We start from the raw sequence: 20,369 nt of genomic DNA, 5'->3' as shown, positions 1-20,369 counted from the left end.
GAGCGTGGGAACGAGTGATCCGCGACGGTAATCGGCAGGCAAAAAAAACCCCGCTTTCGCGGGGTTTCTTCATCAGGCCGGTTGCGTCTGCAAGCTCACCGGCTTGAGCGGCAGCAGCGGTGCATGAGGGTCGGCTTTCACCGAAGCCCGCCATGCATCCAGCCACTCGGCGTGACCTTCGGCCCACACCTGCTCGTGCAGACGGGCCAGGGCCACCGGATCGCTCAGCAGTTGCAGGCGATCATGGTTGTTCAGCCCGGCCGGGCCGACCTTGATCGCGTGACGCACACGTTCCTGGCGCAGCCATTCGATCGGCTCGGCCTCACCGTGACGCGAGGTCGCCAGCGAGCACGCCAGGGCGTTCTGCTGCGGATCGACCACGGCGCGGACGAAGCCGTCGTTCAGCGCGTGCCAGCGGTTTTCGTGGGTGTACTGATCGGTGGCCAGCAGCGCCTGTGGCGGATTGTATTCCTCGGGGATGAGGAACAGGCTCTCGTCACGGGATTTGAGGCCCAGACCGACGCGACTGGAAATCACCGACACCGGAATCGACAGCATCAGCGAACCGACGATCGGCACCAGCCACCACAGGAAGCTTGGGTTCAGCCAGATCACCAGCAGCGCCCAGAAGAAGCCCAGCAGGGTCTGCGGACCGTGACGCTTGACCGCTTCGCTCCATGGCGTCGAGTCGTCGTCACGCTGCGGCGAGTTCCAAGTCGCGGCCCAGCCGAGGAACGCGGCCAGAACGAAACGGGTGTGGAAAATCATCCGCACCGGCGCCAGCAGCATGGAGAACAGCATCTCCAGCAGCATCGACAGGGTCACCTTGAACTTGCCGCCGAACTCTTTCGCGCCCTTGGCCCAGATCAGGATGATGCTCAACAGCTTCGGCAGGAACAGCAGCACGATAGTCGTCGAGAACAGCGCGATCGCCTTGTCCGGGTGCCATTGCGGCCACAGCGGATACAGCTGACGCGGTTCGAGGAAGTACTGCGGCTCCATCAGCGTGTTCACCGCCAGCAGCGCGGTCGACAACACCAGGAAGAAGAACCACAGCGGTGCCGACAGGTAAGACATCACGCCGGTCAGGAACACCGCGCGGTGCACCGGGTGCATGCCTTTTACCAGGAACAGACGGAAGTTCATCAGGTTGCCGTGGCACCAGCGACGGTCACGCTTGAGTTCGTCTAGCAGGTTCGGCGGCAGTTCTTCGTAGCTGCCCGGCAGATCGTAGGCAATCCACACGCCCCAGCCGGCACGGCGCATCAGCGCAGCTTCAACGAAGTCGTGAGAGAGGATCGCACCGGAGAACGCACCCTTGCCCGGCAACGGCGCCAGGGCGCAGTGGTCGATGAACGGCTTCATGCGGATGATCGCGTTGTGACCCCAGTAGTGGGATTCACCCAGCTGCCAGAAGTGCAGGCCGGCGGTGAACAGCGGACCGTAAACGCGGGTGGCGAACTGCTGCATGCGGGCATACAGCGTGTCCATGCCCGAAGCACGCGGCGCGGTCTGGATGATGCCGGCGTCCGGAGTGGCCTCCATCAGGCGTACCAGACTGGTCAGGCACTCGCCGCTCATGACCGAGTCGGCGTCGAGTACGACCATGTACTTGTAGTCACCACCCCAGCGACGGCAGAAGTCGTCGAGGTTGCCGCTCTTGCGTTTGACGCGACGGCGACGGCGGCGATAGAAGATCTTGCCGAAACCCTTGGCTTCGCGGCAGACGTCCAGCCAGGCCTGCTGCTCGGCAACGCAGATGTCGGTGTCGTTACTGTCACTGAGGACGAAGAAGTCGAAACGGTCCAGGTCACCGGTAGCGGCGACCGACTCGAAGGTCGCACGCAGACCGGCGAACACCCGAGGCACGTCTTCGTTGCAGATCGGCATCACCAGTGCGGTGCGCGCATCCTTCGGAATTGGCTCGTTGCCGGCACTTTTACCGGAGATCCGGTATTTATCGTGGCCGGTGAGCAATTCGAGGAAGCCCATCAGCGCGGTCCAGAAACCGGCCGACACCCAGCAGAACAGAATCCCGAACATGATCAGGATGCTGGTCTGCAGCGCATACGGCAGCACTTGCGTGGCGGTTTGCAGCAGCGGTTGATGCAGGACTTCTTCCAGATCGACGAACGACCAGCCCTGGTACGGCATGATGCCTTTCATGTACCAGCCGGCGACGATGGTCTGGCCCAGCATCAGCACCAGCAGAATGTAGCGACGGATCGAACCGACCGTGCGCCAGCGCGCCGCCGGCAGCACGTTGGCGTCCTTCGGCGGTTGCGGCGGGTTGGTCCGGCCGGTCAGGCGGCGCCAGCCACGCACCAGAATGTTGGTGCGCCACGGCTCCGGCACGACCTTGGTCCGACGGATCGGCGGCGTGGCCTTCATGCTGACCCGGCCGCTGGCGTCGAGCACCAGCATTTCCGCGTCTTGCAGCTCTTCGGCGGTGCTCAGGGTCAGGCGCTTGCCCACCGAAGCCTGGGCGGCTTCGGTCGGAGCGTCAAAGGTCTTGGACGACAGGCGTTCATGCAATTCGCTGAAGGACCGGCAGCCCGCGAGTTCCGCGCGCTGCTCGTCGGTCATCGGCAGATGCGCCAGGTACTCGGACAGAGTCTCTGGCTGTACTTGAGAGTTACTCATCGGCAGGCAACTGATAGCTCCAGGTCTCGGTCAGGACTTCTTCAGTCGGTGCCGATTCCGGTGTGGCTGGGGCCGCGTCCGCAGCGGCTGGCTGCTTGGCGTCTTTGTTGGCCTTGTCCTTGGCATCTGCAACCGGCTTGGCGTCGGCCTGTTTGGCCTCGGCGGCCTTGGCTTCCTTGTCGGCTTTCTCTTGTTGCTTGGCGGCAACCTTGTCGGCTTTGGCTACCGACGAGTTGGACGTCGGCACCGAAGACTTGGCCAGATCAGCGGTCACCACTGGCTGAACCAGAGCCGCGCGCATCTCGGTGGACTTGCTCGCGTCCTTGATCTTCATCCGCAGGGTCAGGCGCCAGCCCTTGGTTTCAGGGTTGTAGCGCACGCTGTTCTCGACCAGCTCGGCGTTGTCGCCAACGCTGACCTGGCTGCGAACGTCCGCATCCGGGGCCAAAGCGGCCAGAGACGGGCCTTCGAAGTCGACCAGGTAGGCAACGCTGCCATCCGGCTGACGGATCAGGTTCGATTGCTTGACGTCACCCGTGGAGCGCAGGGTCTGGTTGACCCAGGCGCTGTCCGGCGCGTGCAGTGCGGCTTCGTCGATGGTCCAGTGCATGCGGTAGGCGAAGTCCAGCGGCTGGCCAGGCTCCGGCAGTTTTTCCGGGCTCCAGAACGCAACGATGTTGTCGTTGGTTTCGTCGGCGGTCGGGATCTCGACCAGATCTACGGTGCCTTTGCCCCAGTCGCCCTTCGGCTCGATCCAGGCGCTTGGGCGCTTGTCGTAGCGGTCGTCGAGGTCTTCGTAGTGGCTGAAGTCACGGCCACGTTGCAGCAGACCGAAACCACGCGGGTTCTCGACGCTGAACTGGCTGACAGCCAAATGTTTAGGGTTGTTCAGCGGACGCCAGATCCACTCGCCGTTGCCGGCATGGATCGACAGACCGCTGGAGTCGTGCAGTTCACGACGGTAGTTGAGCACTTTCGACGGCTGGTTGGCGCCGAACAGGAACATGCTGGTCAGCGGCGCGATGCCGAGCTTGCCGACCTTGTCACGCAGGTACATCTGGCCCTTGACGTCGACAATGGTGTCGCTGCCCGGACGCAGGATCAGACGGTAGGCGCCGGTCGCACGTGGCGAATCCAGCAGGGCGAAGATCACCAGGTGCTTGTCGCCCGGCTTCGGCTGCTGAATCCAGAACTCGCGAAAACGCGGAAATTCTTCGCCGGACGGCAAAGCGGTGTCGATTGCCAGACCACGGGCCGACAGACCGTAGGTGTGACCCTTGCCGACGACGCGGAAGTAGCTCGCGCCCAGCATGGTCATGATTTCGTCTTGCTTGTCAGCCTTGTTGATCGGGTACAGCACACGGAAACCGGCATAGCCCAGTTGTTCGGTGGCCTTCGGATCGAACTGCAGGTCGCCGAAATCGAAACGGCTCGGATCGTATTTGATCTCTTCGACGGTGTTCGCGGTGATTTCGTTGATTTTCACCGGCGTATCGAAGTGCATGCCCTGGTGATAGAAGGACAGCTTGAACGGGTTCTTCTGGTCGGCCCATTCGGCTTTTTCGGTGCGGAAACGAATCTTCTGATAGTCCGCGAATTTCATTTCACGGAATTCGTTCGGCAGGTTGCTGCGCGGGGCTTCGAACTTCTGCCCGGCCAGCTCTTTGGCCTTGGCCGACACATCGTCAAGATTGAATGCCCAAAGCTGGCCGGCGCTGAGCAGGCAGAGTACTGCCGAGCCCGCTACCAGAGCGCTGCGCAAGCGTTTGGCAGACAATTTTGCTGCATTACAGGGACTAACAATCACGAGCAACCCTCGCCGAAAACAGATCAATAAACCAACGGCCAGATGAAGTGCCTGTGAGGGATTCGGTACAAAAGAACCGACCTTTCAGGGCACCCTTGCCAAGTTGGCGAGCATTGTTCCGACTCCGCTGGGTCAAAATGATTCCCCAATCGGATCCGGACAAGTCTCTACCTAAGTCAAAATGGACCAACGAACGCTGATCCCCGTAGCGCGCGATTATCTAGTAGCCCGCGTGACAACGCATCAGGGGTAACAAAGTATTTATCGCGAAAATTCCCTGTTTTCAGTCGAAAAGCCCTTAAAAAGATGTTTCAAGCGCTTTCATGTCTGTAACAGGAAGGTTACCGGGCCATCGTTGACCAGGTGCACCTGCATATCCGCGCCGAATCTACCTGATGCCACTGTGCCATGCATCTGTTTCGCTTTGCTTAATAGATAGTCGAATAATTCTTCACCCAGCGCCGGAGGGGCGGCGGTCGAGAAACTCGGGCGCAACCCGCTTTTGGTGTCGGCAGCGAGGGTGAACTGAGAGACCAGCAGCAACCCGCCGCCCACATCCGCCAGGGACAGATTCATCTTGCCCTCCGCGTCACTGAACACTCGATAGTTAAGCAGCTTATGCAGAAGTTTGTCGGCGCTGGCCGGCGTGTCGTCGGGTTCGACCGCCACCAGCACCAATAAACCCTGATCGACACTGCCGACCACCTCGCCCGCCACTTCGACCCGCGCGCCTTTCACGCGCTGCAACAGCCCCTTCATGCTTCTTCGGGCGGCAGGTCGAGCAGACGACGGGCCATTTTGCTGGCGGCGCGCACCAGTGCATCGGTGATGCCCGGCTCGGACGCGGCGTGGCCGGCATCGCGGATCACCTGCAGCTCGCTGTTCGGCCAGGCCTGATGCAGTTCCCAGGCGTTGTCGAGCGGGCAGATTACGTCGTAGCGACCATGGATGATCACGCCTGGCAGATGGGCGATCTTGCCCATGTCGCGGATCAGCTGGTTTGGCTCAAGGAACGCATTGTTGGTGAAGTAGTGGCATTCGATCCGCGCGATCGACAAGGCGCGCTGCGGCTCGGAGAAACGGTCGACCACCAGCGGGTTCGGACGCAGGGTCGCGGTGCGCCCTTCCCAGGTCGACCAGGCTTTGGCTGCGTGCATCTGGGCGATCTGGTCGTTGCCGGTCAGGCGTTTGTGGAAAGCGCTGAGCAGGTCATCGCGCTCGTCCAGCGGAATCGGCGCGAGGTAGTCCTGCCAGTAATCGGGGAACAGACGGCTGGCGCCAGCCTGGTAGAACCATTCGATTTCCTGCGGACGGCAGAGAAAGATCCCGCGCAGGATCAGCCCATGCACGCGCTCCGGGTGGGTCTGCGCGTACGCCAGCGCCAGGGTCGACCCCCAGGAACCGCCGAACAGCACCCATTTGTCGATGCCCAGGTGTTTGCGGATGCGCTCAAGGTCTTCGACCAGATCCCAGGTGGTGTTGTTTTCCAGGCTGGCGTGGGGCGTGGAACGACCGCAACCGCGCTGGTCGAAGGTGACAATGCGATACAGGTTCGGATCGAAGTAGCGGCGACTCTGGGCGTCGCACCCGGCGCCGGGACCTCCGTGGATGAACACCACCGGCAAACCTTCCGGTGAACCGCTTTCGTCGACGTACAGTGTATGGGTGTCATCGACGGCCAGATCGTGCCGTGCGTGAGGTTTGATCTGCGGAAACAAAGTCTGCATTGCGCGCTCCGTAAGGGGTCGAGGTCATCCCTGGGGGGACTTCTATTATTCTGCCGTCCGGCATCATAAACCCGATTTACGTCAATGAGCATGCCCGCACGCTGTCACAATTTGTCAGCCATGAACCCCAGGAGGTTCTCAAAGAGACGATCGACCTCGGCGACCTGATGCCGCGCCCGCAGGCAGCCGTGAACCAGCCCTTCGCCGTAATACAGCGCCGCGTCGACGCCCGCTGCGTTAAGCCGTTCGGCGTAGCACACGCCGTCGTCACGCAGCGGATCGAACTGCGCCACGGCGATCCAGGCCGGGGGCAACCCGCTGAAGTCCCCGGCCAGCAACGGCATCGCATAAGCGTTCGGCTTCGCGGTGCCGCGCAGGTACAAGGCGTGATAGCAATCGACATCGCTGCTGGCGAGCAACGGCGCATCGGCGCATTCGCTGCGTGACGCCAACTGCTCGTCGCCTCCCAGCCCCGGATAGATCAAGACCTGCGCCCCCGGCAGCGGCTCGCCGGCATCGCGCAGCGCCAGGCACAGCGCCGCCGCCAGATTGCCGCCGGCGCTGTCGCCCGCCACCAGCATCCGCCCGGGATCGAACCAGAACGGCCCGCTGCGCAACGCGCGCCAGACGCTCAGGCAATCCTCGAAACCGGCCGGGAACGGATGCTCCGGCGCCAGCCGGTAATCCACCGCCACCACCATTGCCCCGAGCGCCATGGCCAGCTCGCAGCAGATGAAGTCATGGGAGTCCAGCCCGCCGACCACCCAACCGCCGCCGTGCAGATACAGCACGCACGGCCAGCCACTGGCCGATGGCCGGACAGGCGGACGATACGAACGCACCGCCACCCCGCTCAACTGGAAATCCACCACCTCCAGACCCGCCGGCCGTTCGGGCGTGAAGGCGCGGCACATGGCGTCATAGGATTTGCGCAATCCGCCGAGGCTGCTGTCATCGCTGGCAAAGCCTTCGGTTCTGGCGACGAACGCCGCCATCGACGGCGAGAGTGGATAAGTGCCCATCAGTTTTTCAGGCTGGCCTGAACCGTGGCCACGCCGTCCTTGCCGTCGAAACTGCTGACACCCGCCAGCCAGCGTTGCAGGTCTTCGGGATGCTCACGCAGCCAGGTCTTCGCCACTTCCTGAGGGGTCTTGCGCTCCATGATCGGCACCATCAACTGGCTTTCCTGGGCGGCGGTGAAGGTCAGGTTTTCCAGCAGTCGATGGACGTTCGGGCAGCGCTCGGCGTAGTCCGGCGCGGTGACGGTGGAAACGGTGGCGGCGCCTTCGTTGGGGCCGTAGACGTCTTCGCTGCCGGTCAGGTAGGTGATTTTCATGTTGATGTTCATCGGGTGCGGGGTCCAGCCGACGAATACCACGAATTCCTTGCGGTTCACCGCTCGCTGCACGGCGGCGAGCATGCCGGCCTCACCGGATTCGATGATCTTGAAATCCTTCAGGCCGAAATGGTTGGTTTCGATCATGGTCTTGATCGTGGTGTTGGCGCCGCTGCCGGGCTCGATGCCGTAGATTTTGGCGCCGAGCTGATTCTTGAATTTCGCGATGTCGCCGAAGGTTTTCAGCCCCGCCGCCGCCACGTAATCCGGAACCGCCAGCGTCGCCTGGGCGTCGGCCAGGCTTGGTTTGTCCATGACCTTGACCTGATTGGCGGCGAGGAACGGCGCGATGTTCTTGTCCATCGCCGGTTTCCAGTAGCCGAGGAAGATATCGAGGCGCTTGTCGCGGATGCCGGCGAAGATGATTTGCTGCACGGCGCTGGTCTGTTTGCTTTCGTAGCCGAGGCCGTTGAGCAGCACGTCGGCCATGCCGCTGGTGGCGATCACGTCGGTCCAGTTGACCACGCCCATGCGCACGGTTCTGCAGGATGCATCGTCGGAAGCCATGGCGCCGGCGCTGAGCAGCGCACTGCCGGTAAGGATTAACGCACAACGAGTGAACAGTCTTTTCATGTGGGATCGTCTCGTGCGGCAGCGGGTTATTGTTCGGATCGGTGTCTTCTTGCACCGTGGCCGAAACATTACGCAGCAGACGAGCGGGAAAAGCGAACTGTGGCGACCAGGATTTGCACGGTGGCGACTTCTCCCGATCGTTCCCACGCTCTGCGTGGGAATGCCTCAAGGGACGCTCCGCGTCCAGTGACGCGGAGCGTCACGGGCTGCATTCCCACGCGGAGCGTGGGAACGATCACAGCTGATTCAGTTGTAGTGCTTTTTGCCCCAGGCGAGCAGCCCTTGCAGCAATTCCTTCAGCACCAACCGCGTCGGCTCCGCCAGATCGGCGCGGTAGCGGAACGGTTCGAACTCTTCCATATACGTGCACTGGCCCAGCTCCAGTTGCACGGCGTGGATGTTCTCGGCCGGGTTGCCGTAGTGACGGGTGATGTGGCCGCCCTTGAAGCGTCCGTTCAGCACATGGCTGTAAGCGTCGTGGCGTGCACAGATCGCTTCCAGCTGCGTGGCCAGTTGTGGATCGCAACTGGCGCCATTGAAGGTGCCGAGGTTGAAGTCCGGCAGTTTGCCGTCGAACAGGTGCGGGATGATCGAGCGGATCGAATGCGCATCGAACAGCAGCGCGTAACCGAACTCGGCTTTCAGCCGCGCCAGCTCTTCCTGCAGGGTGCGGTGGTACGGCGTCCAGATCTGCTCCAGGTATGTCGCACGTTCTTCTTTCGACGGCTCCTGCCCGTCCTTGAACAACGGAATGCCATCGAACAGCGTCGCCGGGTACAGGCCGGTGGTGGCGCCGGCGTACAACGGTTTGTCGTCGGACGGCCGGTTCAGGTCGATGACGAATCGCGAGTATTCGGCCGCCAGCGTGCTGGCGCCCAGTTCGGCGGCGAAATCGTAGAGCTGCGGAATGTGCCAGTCGGTGTCCGGCAGACTTTTCGCGTCCGGGATCAACCCGGCCTCGACCGCCGGGGTCAGGCGCACACCGGCGTGGGGCATGCTGATCAGCAGCGGCACGCGACCTTGTTTGAAGTTCAGAACCTTATCCACAACCGCTCTCCTACAGACTTGATTCAACGCCGTGACGCACGACGCGTTTGTCCAGTTCACCACCCAGCCAGTACGCCAGGTCCGCCGGGCGATCGATCTGCCAGGCGACAAAATCCGCGACCTTGCCGGCTTCCAGTGAGCCGTGGGTATCAGCCATGCCCAAAGCTTGCGCCGCGTGAATCGTGGCGCCGGCCAGGGCTTCTTCCGGGGTCATGCGGAAACAGGTGCAGGCCATGTTCAGCATCAGACGCAACGACAGCGCCGGCGAGGTGCCGGGGTTGAGGTCGCTGGCGATGGCGATTTTCACTTTGTGTTTGCGCAGGGCTTCCATCGGCGGCAACTGGGTTTCGCGCAGGAAGTAGAACGCGCCCGGCAACAGCACCGCGACGGTGTCGGACTCGGCCATGGCGATGGCGTCGGCTTCGTCCATGAACTCCAGGTGATCGGCGGACAATGCGTGGTAGCGCGCGGCCAAACTGGAGCCGTGCAGGGACGACAATTGTTCGGCGTGCAGTTTCACCGGCAGATTGAGTTTTTGCGCGGTAATGAACACCCGTTCGACCTGCTCCGGGGAGAACGCCAGGTATTCGCAGAACGCATCCACCGCATCCACCAGGCCTTCGGCGGCCAGAGCCGGCAGCATCTCGGCGCAGATGTGATCGATGTAGTCGTCGGCGCGATCCTTGTATTCCAGCGGCAAGGCGTGGGCCGCCAGGCAGGTGCTGCGCACGCTGATCGGCAGCTCGGCGGCGAGGCGACGGATGACCCGCAGAATCTTGCGCTCGCTGGCCAGATCGAGGCCGTAGCCGGATTTCATTTCGACCGTGGTCACGCCGTCGCGCATCAGGCTTTTCAGACGTTTGGCGGCGCTGGCGAACAGCTCGTCTTCCGAGGCTTCGCGCGTGGCGCGCACGGTGCTGGCGATGCCGCCGCCGGCGGCTGCGATCTCGGCGTAACTGACGCCTTGCAGGCGCTTCTCGAATTCGCCGCTGCGGTTGCCGCCGAACACGGTGTGGGTGTGGCAGTCGATCAGGCCGGGGGTGACCCACGCGCCTTGCAGGTCATTGACCGCCGGGTATTCGCCTGACGGCAATTGGCTGCGCGGGCCGATCCACTCGATGAGTGCACCGGACGTCACGATGGCCGCATCCTCGATGATCGAGTAGACGCCTTGCGCCATGGTTGCGACGTGGCAGTGTTGCCAGAGGGTTTTCATCCCAAGTCCTCGTCTTGTGATCGTTCCCACGCTCTGCGTGGGAATGCCTCAAGGGACGCTCCGCGTCCAGCGACGCGGAGCGTCACGGGCTGCATTCCCACGCGGACGGTTCGACGCCTCGACGTGGGAACGATCAGTGGTGGGGTTAAAGGCTCGGCAGCAGTTTCGCCGGAACCAGTTCAGTCAGAACCCGCGAAGCCAGCAACTCGGTCGCCGCATTGATATCCGGCGCGAAGAAGCGGTCCTTCTCGTAGAACGGCACTTCGCGACGCAGAATTCCCCTGGCCTGTTCCAGTTTGGCCGAAGTCTTCAGGCCGTTGCGCAGGTCCAGGCCCTGCACCGCCGCCAGCCATTCCACCGCCAGAATCCCGCGCGTGTTCTCGGCCATTTCCCACAGGCGCTTGCCGGCGGCCGGGGCCATCGACACGTGGTCTTCCTGGTTGGCGGAGGTCGGCAGGCTGTCCACCGAATGCGGATGGGACAGCGCCTTGTTCTCGCTGGCCAGGGCCGCAGCGGTCACCTGGGCGATCATGAAGCCGGAGTTCACGCCACCGTTGGCCACCAGGAACGGCGGCAGTTGCGACATGTGCTTGTCCATCATCAGCGAGATACGGCGCTCGCTCAGGGAACCGATTTCGGCAATGGCCAACGCCATGTTGTCAGCGGCCATGGCCACCGGCTCGGCGTGGAAGTTGCCGCCGGAAATCACGTCGCCTTCAGCCGCGAACACCAGCGGGTTGTCGGATACGGCGTTGGCTTCGACAGCCAGCACTTCGGCGGCCTGACGGAACTGGGTCAGGCATGCGCCCATGACTTGCGGCTGGCAACGCAGCGAGTACGGGTCCTGAACCTTTTCGCAGTTCTGGTGCGAGTCGGAGACTTCGCTGCGCTCGCCCAGCAGATCGCGGTAAGCGGCCGCGGCGTCGATCTGGCCTTTCTGGCCACGGGCGGCGTGGATGCGCGCATCGAACGGCGAACGCGAGCCGAGCACTGCTTCCACCGTCAGACCGCCCAGCGCCAGCGCGCCGGCGAACAGGTCTTCACCTTCGAACAGACCACGCAACGCGAATGCAGTGGACACCTGAGTGCCGTTGAGCAGCGCCAGACCTTCTTTCGCCGCCAGGGTCAGCGGGGTCAGACCGGCGACTTTCAGCGCTTCGGTCGCTTCCATCCACTCGCCCTTGTAGCGCGCCTTGCCCTCGCCCAGCAGCACCAGCGACATGTGCGCCAATGGCGCGAGGTCACCGGAGGCGCCGACCGAGCCTTTCAACGGAATGTGCGGGTAGACCTCGGCGTTGATCAGGGCGATCAGCGCATCGATCACCACCCGACGGATGCCGGAGAAACCACGGCTGAGGCTGTTGACCTTGAGCACCATGATCAGGCGCACCAGCTCATCGCTGATCGGCTGGCCGACGCCGGCGGCGTGGGACAGCACCAGCGAGCGCTGGAGGTTTTCCAGGTCTTCGCTGGCGATGCGGGTCGAGGCCAGCAGGCCGAAACCGGTGTTGATGCCGTAGGCGGTGCGGTTTTCCGCGAGGATCTGCTCGACGCAGGCCACGCTGGCTTCGATCTGCGCGCTGGCGCTGTTGTCGAGGGTCAGCTTGACCGGGTTCTGATAAACGTCACGCAGTTGGGCCAGGCTCAGTTGGCCGGGGATCAGGTTCAGCGCAGTCATTTAAATGCTCCTTTTGAGGCATTCAGCTCTTAGTTAAAGAGAAACTACCAGTCGCTCCGGAGCATTCCGTTATCCGTCGCCTCTCGTCTTTTGGACGATCCGCGCCTTGGCACGCTGGTATGGGTAGTTGTCAGTGCAAATTCGGTAATGCGTTGTGTATCAGATCCGTGTCTTTCAGAACGCTTGCAGTTGCGGCGATATCCGGCGCCAGCCAGCGGTCCTGATCGTAGGCGGGGACTTTTTCGCGCAGCAGTCGCCAGGCGGTATCGGTTCCCGCGCCGAAGCGCTGCTCCTTGAGGAATTCAAACGCCTGGGCCGCCAGCAGGTATTCGATGGCGAGGATCTGCGTGCAGTTTTCCAGCGCGCGATGCAGCTTCAGCGCAGCGTTGGTGCCCATGCTCAAGTGATCTTCCTGCAGCCCCGAAGTGACGTAGTTGTCGAGCACCGCCGGTTGCGCCAACTGGCGGTTTTCCGCGCACAGCGACGCGGCGACGTATTGCACGATCATCATCCCGGAGTTCACCCCCGGATTGGCCACCAGAAACGCCGGCAGACCGCTGACGTGCGGGTTGATCAAACGGTCCAGACGCCGCTCGGCAATCGAGCCGATTTCGGCCATTGCAATCGCCAGCAAATCCGCCGCCAGCGCCACCGATTGACCGTGCGGGTTGGCCTGGGACATCACCCGGAAATCGTCCGGCGTGCCCAGCAGCAACGGGTTGTCGGTGCAGCCGTTGAGTTCGGTTTCGATCTGTTTGATCGCGTGTTCCAGTTGATCGCGGGCAGCACCGTGCACCTGCGGGATCGAGCGGATGCTCAGTGCATCCTGGGTGCGAATGCCTTTGCTCGCGGCGATCACTTCGCTGCCATCGAGCAAGGCGCGCAGATTGACGCCCACCTGCTGCATGCCCGGATGCGGCTTGAGCGCGATGATCTCGGCATCGAACGCGGCGATCTGGCCGCGCTGGGCTTCGAAGCTCATGGCGCCGATCACATCGGCCCATTGCACCAGCCGCGTGGCGTCGGCAATCGCCAGGCAACCGAGGCCGGTCATGCACGGCGTACCGTTGACTAGGCACAGGCCGTCCTTCGCCCCGAGTTGCACCGGTTGCAGGCCCTCTTCCGCCAGCGCCTGCTGTGCAGACACGATCTGCCCGCGATAGCTGACATTGCCCACGCCCAGCAGCGCGATGCCGATGTGCGCCATGTGGGTCAGGTAACCCACCGACCCCTGGGACGGCACTTGTGGGGTGATGCCGCGATTGAGCAGCGCCAGCAGCGCTTCGACCACCCGGCGATGAATGCCGGATTTGCCGTGGCTGTAGTTGCGGATCGCCGAGCACATGATCGCCCGGGTCTGCTCATCGGCCAGCACCGGACCGACGCCGCAGGCATGGCTGAGCAAGGTGTTGCGCGACAGCTGGCTGAGCTGTTCGTCTTTTAGCGAAACGTTGCACAGCGCACCGAGCCCGGTGTTCACGCCATAGGCGCGCTCGCCGCTGGCAACGATGCGCTGGACGATGCCCTGTGCGTTTTCAATGCGCGCCCAGGTCTGCGCCGACAGCTCGAGCTGCGCGCCGTGACGGGCGACTGCGACCACATCCTGCCAACGCATAGGGGCGTCGGCGATAACGATTTTTTCAGCCTGGGACATCTAAAACCTCTTTAACCTGATCGTCACGGGATGCATTCCCACGCAGACGGTTCGACGCCTCGACGTGGGAACGAGCCTGCCGTAAACCTTTAAACCACCGCCGCCCGCCGCTGCACGAAGCGGTCGACATATTCGTCCGCCGGCGAATGCAGGATCTCTTTCGGCGTGCCGACCTGGATCAGGCGGCCGTCCTTGAGGATCGCGATGCGGTTGCCGATGCGCACGGCCTCGTCGAGGTCGTGGGTGATGAAGACGATGGTCTTGTGCAGGGTCTTTTGCAGCTCCAGCAACTGGTCCTGCATCTCGGCGCGGATCAGCGGATCCAGCGCACTGAACGCTTCGTCCATCAGGATAATGTCGGTGTCCGCCGCCAGGGCGCGGGCCAGACCGACCCGCTGGCGCATGCCGCCGGAGAGCTGGTGCGGGTATTTGTTTTCGTAGCCCTTGAGGCCCACGGTGTTGATCCAGTGCAGCGCGCGTTCGGCGCACAGCTGCTTGCTCTCGCCACGCACTTTCAGGCCGTAGGCGACGTTGTCGAGCACGGTCTTGTGCGGCAGCAGGCCGAAGCTCTGGAACACCATGCTGATCTTGTGTCGGCGAAATTCGCGCAGGGCTTCCATGTCGTATTGCAGGATGTCCACGCCGTCCACCAGGATCGCGCCGCTGGTCGGGTCGATCAGGCGGTTGAAGTGGCGCACCAGGGTCGACTTGCCGGAGCCGGACAGGCCCATGATCACGAAGATCTCGCCGGTACCGATGCTCAGGGACAAGTCATTGACCCCGACCACGCAACCGGTTTCGTTCAGCACCTGATCCTTGGTCTTGCCCTGGCCGACCATCGCCAGGGCGTCCTTGGCGCGGTTGCCGAAAATCTTGAAGACGTTTTTGACTTCGATCTTGCTCACGGTTGCGTTGCTCATTTGCTCACCTCATGCCGTGGCCGACCATACGCCTGGGTAATGCGGTCGATGACCACTGCGAGAATCACGATCGCCAGACCGGCCTCAAGACCGCGTCCGACGTTGAGGGTCTGAATGCCCACCAGCACATCTTCCCCCAGGCCACGGGCGCCGATCATCGAGGCGATCACCACCATCGACAGGGCCATCATGGTGGTCTGGTTGATCCCGGCCATGATGCTCGGCAGGGCCAGCGGCAGTTGCACGCCGAACAGTTGCTGCCAGCGGTTGGCGCCGAAGGCGTTGATGGCTTCCATCACTTCGCCGTCGACCTGGCGAATGCCCAGATCGGTCAGGCGGATCAGCGGCGGTGCGGCGTAGATCACGGTGGCGAAAATCGCCGGCACCTTGCCCAGGCCGAACAGCATCAGCACCGGAATCAGGTACACGAAGCTCGGCATGGTCTGCATGATGTCGAGCAGCGGCATCAGCACCGAACGCAGGCGATTGCTGCGCGCCGAGAGAATCCCCAGCGGTACGCCGATCAGCACCGAAATGACCGTCGCCACCATCATCAGCGCGAGGGTCTGCATCAACTTGTCCCACAGACCGACGGCGCCGACCAGGAACAACAGACCGACGATCACGGCGGTGGTCACGACTTTGCGCGTTGCGTGCCAGGCCACGACGCCGACGATGGCCAGCATCAACCACCACGGTGCGGCGCGCAGCAGGCCTTCAAGATTGACGATGGCCCACAGCAGGGTGTCAGAGATATGGCGGAACACATCGCCGTAGTTGGTGACCAGCGCATCGACCCAACCGTTGACCCAGTCGGCGATGGAAAAGGTAAAGCTTTCGGGAAACATAAGCGGCTCTCAATCAGGAAACTCAATCAAGCGATTGCGGCGAACACCCCGGCCAGCCTCTCGGTTGGCCGGGAGGAATTCGACCTACAGCGCCGCGTCGATTTTCTTGGCAGCGTCTTCACTCACCCACGCATGCCAGACCTCAGGATGTTCCTTGAGGAAGATTTTCGCCAGTTTTGGCGACTCGATACGTTCCTTCGCCATGCGGCCCAGGTTCTGGTTCAGCAGGTCGATCGGCAGGTTGACCTTTTCCAGCACGGCCACCAGTTCCGGCGCTTGCTCGTGGAAGGTTTTGGACAGACCGACCTTGATGGTCACGGTCTTGTCGACGCCCGCTTTTTCTTCCAGTTTCACCGCGTCGATCTGGCCCATCAGCGGGGTTGGCGACCAGTAGTAGAACAGGATCGGCTCGCCACGCTTGTAGCTCGACAGCACGGCCGCATCCAGCGCTGGACCTGTGCCCGGACGGAAGTTGGTGTAGCTGTTTTCCAGGCCGTAGCTTTTCAGCATTTCGCTGTTGTCCAGTTCGCAGGTCCAGCCGGCCGGGCAGTTGTAGAAGCGGCCCTTGGAAGGCTCTTCGGCGTCCTTGAAGACGGCGGCGTATTTGCCCAGGTCGGCGATGTTTTTCAGGTCCGGCGCCTTGGCTTCGAGTTTGCGTTTGGCGTCGCCTTCGATCACGTAGCGCGGCACGTACCAGCCTTCGATCGCACCCACCACCGGCGCGCCGACACCGACGACCTTGCCGGCCTTCTCGGCCTTGTTCCAGACCTCGCTGCGGCCGACCCATTCTTCGGCGAAGATCTGGATGTCGTTGCTGCTCAGGGCGTTTTCCATGGTGATGGAGTTGCCCGGCAGGCTGTCGGTCTTGCAGTCGTAACCTTTCTCCAGCACCACCTGCAGAACGTCGGTCAGCAGCATGCCGCTTTCCCAGTTCAGGCCGGCGAATTTCACCGGTTTGCCGGACTCGCACCAGCCGGCGGCCTGGGTCGCGCCGGCGCTGGCCAGCAGGCCCATGGAAAGCAATGTGGTCAGCAGGGTCTTGTTCGATTTCATTGTTGTGACGCTCCTAATCATGAATTGGCTTACGGCAGTCAAGAGGCATCCAGCCCTGTCCACGTCCAAATCAGGCCTGCGCCGCAGCGCGACCGGCCCCGCTTGTTTTAGGTTGTACAACGCTGTCCTGCTCGACGGGCAGAATCAGTCGATCGGGTACGGTGCCGTGCCATTTTTTCGCGCAGACGTAGTACAGCGCTGCGGGCAGCACGAGGCCGATGATCCAGGAAATATCCACATCCCCCAGGGCCGCTACCAATGGACCGGTATAGAACTTGGTGGAAATGAACGGCAGTTGCACCAGCACCCCGAACACATAAACGCTGATACCGAGGAGGTTCCAGCGGCCGTAGCGACCGTTCGGATCCGCCAGCGCCGGTACGTCATAGCGCTCGCGGGTGATGCAGTAGTAGTCCACCAGATTGATCGCACTCCACGGCGTGAAGAACGCCAGCAGGAACAGGATGAAGGACTTGAACGCACCCAGGAACGAGTGCTGGCCGAGCAGCGCGATCAGGGTCGCCGCGCCGACGATCACCAGCACGAACCCCAGACGCTGCATGCGGGTGACCGTCAGGTGGCCACGGAAGCCGCTGATGATGGTCGCGATGCACATGAAGCTGCCGTAGGAGTTCAGGGTGGAGATGGTGACCTTGCCGAACGCGATGCTGAAGTACAGCAGCGCGGCGGTGGCACCGGTCCCGCCCAGACCGACGATGTAGGCGACTTCATGACCGGCGAATTGCCCGTTGGCCGAAGCGGCCGCGAACACACCGAGGATCATCGCCACCTGCGCACCAATTACCGAACCGGCGCCGGCGGCGAAGAAGGTTTTCACCGACGACACCTTGCTGGGCAGGTAGCGCGAGTAGTCCGCCACGTACGGGCCGAAAGCGATCTGCCAGGAGGCCGCGAGCGACACCGCCAGCAGGAAACTGCTCCAGCTGAAGTGGCGGATTTCCAGAAGTGCGCCGACATCCACCTGACTCATCAGACGGCTAAACAGATACACGAAAGCAATCACGCCAATGGCACTGGCGATTCGGCCGATCCAGTGGATCACCCGATAGCCGAGCACCGTGACCACCACGATGACGCTGGCGAAAAGCAGGATGCCGACGGTGTCGCTGACCCCGAACAACTGACCCAGCGCCTGACCGGACAACACGGTCCCGGTGGCGGTGAAGCCCAGGTACATCAGGCACACCAGCACGATCGGAATCGCCGCGCCGTAAACGCCGAACTGCACCCGGCTGGAAATCATCTGCGGCAGGCCAAGCTTCGGCCCTTGCGCCGCGTGCAGCGCCATCACCCCGCCGCCCAGCAGTTGACCGATCAGCAGACCGATCAATGACCAGAACACATCGCCGCCCAGCACCACGGCCAGGGCCCCGGTGACAATCGCGGTGATTTGCAGGTTGGCACCCATCCAGAGGGTGAACTGACTGAACAGACGACCGTGTCTTTCCGCTTCCGGGATGTAGTCGATCGAACGCCTTTCGATCAACGGTTTACTGCCTGCACGATCGGTGTTGCCCGCCATGATTCAACCTCTGTGGATTGTTTTAATTGTTCACTACGCTTCTGTAGGGCCGCTTTTCTGTGGGAGCGAGCTTGCTCGCGAAAGCGATTTGTCAGTCAGCACAGATACTGAATGTGCCGGCCTCTTCGCGAGCAAGCTCGCTCCCACATAAAGCCAAAGCCTTTTATTTGCCGGTGATCATCGGCAGGTTCAGCCCTTGTTCCTTGGCGCAGTCGATGGCGATCTGGTAACCGGCATCGGCGTGACGCATGACGCCGGTACCCGGGTCGTTATGCAGCACGCGAGCGATACGCTCGGCCGCTTCGTCAGTACCGTCGCAGACAATCACCATGCCCGAGTGCTGGGAGAAGCCCATGCCGACGCCGCCGCCGTGGTGCAGGGACACCCAGGTCGCACCACTCGCGGTGTTCAACAGAGCATTCAGCAGCGGCCAGTCGGAGACTGCATCGGAGCCATCCTGCATCGATTCGGTTTCACGGTTCGGGCTGGAGACCGAGCCGGAGTCGAGGTGGTCGCGACCGATCACGATCGGTGCCGACAACTCGCCGCTGCGGACCATTTCGTTGAACGCCAGACCGAGCTTGGCCCGCAAGCCCAGGCCGACCCAGCAGATACGCGCCGGCAGACCCTGGAAGCTGATGCGCTCGCGCGCCATGTCCAGCCAGTTGTGCAGGTGGGCGTCGTCCGGGATCAGCTCTTTGACTTTGGCGTCGGTCTTGTAGATGTCCTGCGGATCACCCGACAGCGCAGCCCAGCGGAACGGGCCGATTCCACGGCAGAACAGCGGACGGATGTAGGCCGGTACGAAGCCCGGGAAATCGAATGCGTTTTCGACGCCTTCTTCCTGAGCCATCTGACGGATGTTGTTGCCGTAGTCGAAGGTCGGGATGCCTTGCTTCTGGAAGTCGAGCATGGCTTTGACGTGCACGGCCATCGATTGCTTGGCGGCCTTGATCACGGCAGCAGGTTCAGTCTTTGCGCGGGCGCGGTATTCGTCCCAGGTCCAGCCGGCCGGCAGGTAACCGTTGAGCGGGTCGTGGGCGCTGGTCTGGTCGGTGACCATGTCTGGACGCACACCGCGACGGACCAGTTCCGGGAGGATTTCAGCCGCGTTACCCAGCAGCGCGATGGAGATCGCCTTGCCTTCTTTGGTGTATTTGGCGATGCGGGCCAGGGCGTCGTCGAGGTCAGTGGCTTGCTCATCGACATAACGGCTTTTCAGGCGGAAATCGATGCTGACCTGCTGGCATTCGATGTTCAGCGAGCAGGCACCGGCGAGGGTCGCGGCCAGTGGCTGGGCGCCGCCCATGCCGCCGAGGCCGGCGGTCAGTACCCACTTGCCGGTGAGGTTGTCGTTATAGTGCTGGCGACCGGCTTCAACGAAGGTTTCGTAGGTGCCCTGGACGATGCCCTGGCTGCCGATGTAGATCCAGCTGCCGGCGGTCATCTGGCCGTACATGGCCAGGCCTTTGGCGTCGAGTTCGTTGAAGTGTTCCCAGGTTGCCCAGTGCGGAACCAGGTTGGAGTTGGCGATCAGCACGCGCGGGGCGTTGCTGTGGGTCTTGAACACGCCGACCGGCTTGCCCGATTGCACCAGCAGGGTTTCGTCTTCGTTGAGGTTGGTCAGGCTCTCGACGATCTTGTCGTAGCATTCCCAGTTACGCGCAGCGCGGCCGATGCCACCGTAGACCACCAGCTCTTTCGGGTTCTCGGCGACTTCCGGGTCGAGGTTGTTCATCAGCATGCGCAGCGGCGCTTCGGTCAGCCAGCTCTTGGCGGTCAGCTTGTTGCCGCGGGCGGCACGGATTTCGACGTCACGAAACTTAGTGGTTTTGTTGTCAGTCACGAAAAAGACTCCTCAGCGATCAATTCAAACCAACCCTGGCAGTGGGCAAGCAGCCTGTGCGCATCAGTGCGCGACAAGCGAATCAGTGGACGCTGCGGAGAGTCTCGTTCGACTCATACGCATACGTCTTTACTTGTACATACAAGCATATGCAATCGAGCGGCCAACTTGTTGGAGGGTCGTTCAACAAAAATCCCGGGCAGGGCTGGAAAGCGCCTGAATCAAGGGCTCTGGCGTTGATGAAATTTTTCGCGGGGTGGATTGAGGGCAGCGAGCGGTTGTTACGAAAGCGTGGTTTTGCGCCACGCTGGGGCGTTCGGTAACAAGTTGGTGCGCATTTCGGGAACGTCGGGACGAAAAAAAACCGCTGCTTTCAAAGCAGCGGTTTTTGATCGTTGATCGTTAGATCGTTCCCACG

The 20,369-nt window shown here is 62.3% G+C and carries 15 protein-coding genes; all 15 read right to left on the bottom strand.

The window, feature by feature from the left end; genetic code table 11:
• Positions 1 to 72: 72 nt before the first annotated feature.
• Positions 73 to 2,643 (bottom strand): glucans biosynthesis glucosyltransferase MdoH, encoded by a 2,571-nt coding sequence (gene mdoH, locus ABTV87_RS01885; protein WP_433898918.1) that lies wholly within the window; start codon positions 2,641 to 2,643, stop codon positions 73 to 75.
• Positions 2,636 to 4,450, bottom strand: a complete 1,815-nt coding sequence (locus tag ABTV87_RS01880; protein WP_085608516.1) for a glucan biosynthesis protein G — start codon at positions 4,448 to 4,450, stop codon at positions 2,636 to 2,638. The genes mdoH and ABTV87_RS01880 overlap by 8 nt, the downstream gene beginning before the upstream one ends.
• Positions 4,451 to 4,771: 321 nt before the next feature.
• Positions 4,772 to 5,209, bottom strand: a complete 438-nt coding sequence (gene dtd / locus ABTV87_RS01875; protein WP_064592873.1) for a D-aminoacyl-tRNA deacylase — start codon at positions 5,207 to 5,209, stop codon at positions 4,772 to 4,774.
• Positions 5,206 to 6,177 (bottom strand): prolyl aminopeptidase, encoded by a 972-nt coding sequence (gene pip, locus ABTV87_RS01870; RefSeq protein WP_007952436.1) that lies wholly within the window; start codon positions 6,175 to 6,177, stop codon positions 5,206 to 5,208. The genes dtd and pip overlap by 4 nt, the downstream gene beginning before the upstream one ends.
• Positions 6,178 to 6,281: 104 nt before the next feature.
• On the bottom strand, positions 6,282 to 7,199 hold the full coding sequence (locus ABTV87_RS01865) for an alpha/beta hydrolase (protein ID WP_433898917.1): 918 nt from the start codon (positions 7,197 to 7,199) through the stop codon (positions 6,282 to 6,284).
• Complete coding sequence (locus ABTV87_RS01860) at positions 7,199 to 8,146, bottom strand: choline ABC transporter substrate-binding protein (protein WP_433898916.1); 948 nt, start codon at positions 8,144 to 8,146, stop codon at positions 7,199 to 7,201. The genes ABTV87_RS01865 and ABTV87_RS01860 overlap by 1 nt, the downstream gene beginning before the upstream one ends.
• 246 nt (positions 8,147 to 8,392) lie before the next feature.
• Entirely contained in the window at positions 8,393 to 9,193 is an 801-nt protein-coding gene (gene hutG, locus ABTV87_RS01855) for an N-formylglutamate deformylase (protein ID WP_433898915.1), read from the bottom strand.
• 10 nt (positions 9,194 to 9,203) lie between these two features.
• Entirely contained in the window at positions 9,204 to 10,409 is a 1,206-nt protein-coding gene (gene hutI, locus ABTV87_RS01850; protein ID WP_433898914.1) for an imidazolonepropionase, read from the bottom strand.
• Between the two features lie 145 nt (positions 10,410 to 10,554).
• Entirely contained in the window at positions 10,555 to 12,087 is a 1,533-nt protein-coding gene (gene hutH / locus ABTV87_RS01845) for a histidine ammonia-lyase (protein WP_127796658.1), read from the bottom strand.
• A gap of 130 nt (positions 12,088 to 12,217) precedes the next feature.
• The gene (hutH, locus tag ABTV87_RS01840) at positions 12,218 to 13,741 is read right to left on the bottom strand and encodes a histidine ammonia-lyase (protein ID WP_433898913.1); all 1,524 of its coding nucleotides are present in this window, start codon (positions 13,739 to 13,741) and stop codon (positions 12,218 to 12,220) included.
• A gap of 89 nt (positions 13,742 to 13,830) precedes the next feature.
• Positions 13,831 to 14,661: a quaternary amine ABC transporter ATP-binding protein gene (locus tag ABTV87_RS01835; RefSeq protein ID WP_052266509.1), complete on the bottom strand. Its 831-nt coding sequence runs from the start codon at positions 14,659 to 14,661 to the stop codon at positions 13,831 to 13,833.
• Entirely contained in the window at positions 14,658 to 15,509 is an 852-nt protein-coding gene (locus ABTV87_RS01830) for an ABC transporter permease (protein WP_007952475.1), read from the bottom strand. The genes ABTV87_RS01835 and ABTV87_RS01830 overlap by 4 nt, the downstream gene beginning before the upstream one ends.
• 84 nt (positions 15,510 to 15,593) lie before the next feature.
• Positions 15,594 to 16,562 carry an ABC transporter substrate-binding protein gene (locus ABTV87_RS01825; RefSeq protein WP_007952476.1) on the bottom strand — a complete coding sequence of 323 codons (969 nt, stop codon included), beginning with the start codon at positions 16,560 to 16,562 and terminating at the stop codon, positions 15,594 to 15,596.
• Positions 16,563 to 16,632: 70 nt separating this feature from the next.
• The gene (locus ABTV87_RS01820) at positions 16,633 to 18,105 is read right to left on the bottom strand and encodes a purine-cytosine permease family protein (protein WP_433898912.1); all 1,473 of its coding nucleotides are present in this window, start codon (positions 18,103 to 18,105) and stop codon (positions 16,633 to 16,635) included.
• A gap of 163 nt (positions 18,106 to 18,268) precedes the next feature.
• Positions 18,269 to 19,951, bottom strand: coding sequence for a urocanate hydratase (gene hutU, locus ABTV87_RS01815; RefSeq protein ID WP_433898911.1), 1,683 nt, complete (start codon positions 19,949 to 19,951; stop codon positions 18,269 to 18,271).
• Between the last annotated feature and the right edge of the window lie 418 nt (positions 19,952 to 20,369).

It is taken from the genome of Pseudomonas sp. PSE1(2024), from assembly GCF_050990555.1.
Lineage (GTDB): Bacteria > Pseudomonadota > Gammaproteobacteria > Pseudomonadales > Pseudomonadaceae > Aquipseudomonas > Aquipseudomonas aphyarum.
This window is presented reverse-complemented; position numbering and strand designations above follow the sequence as displayed.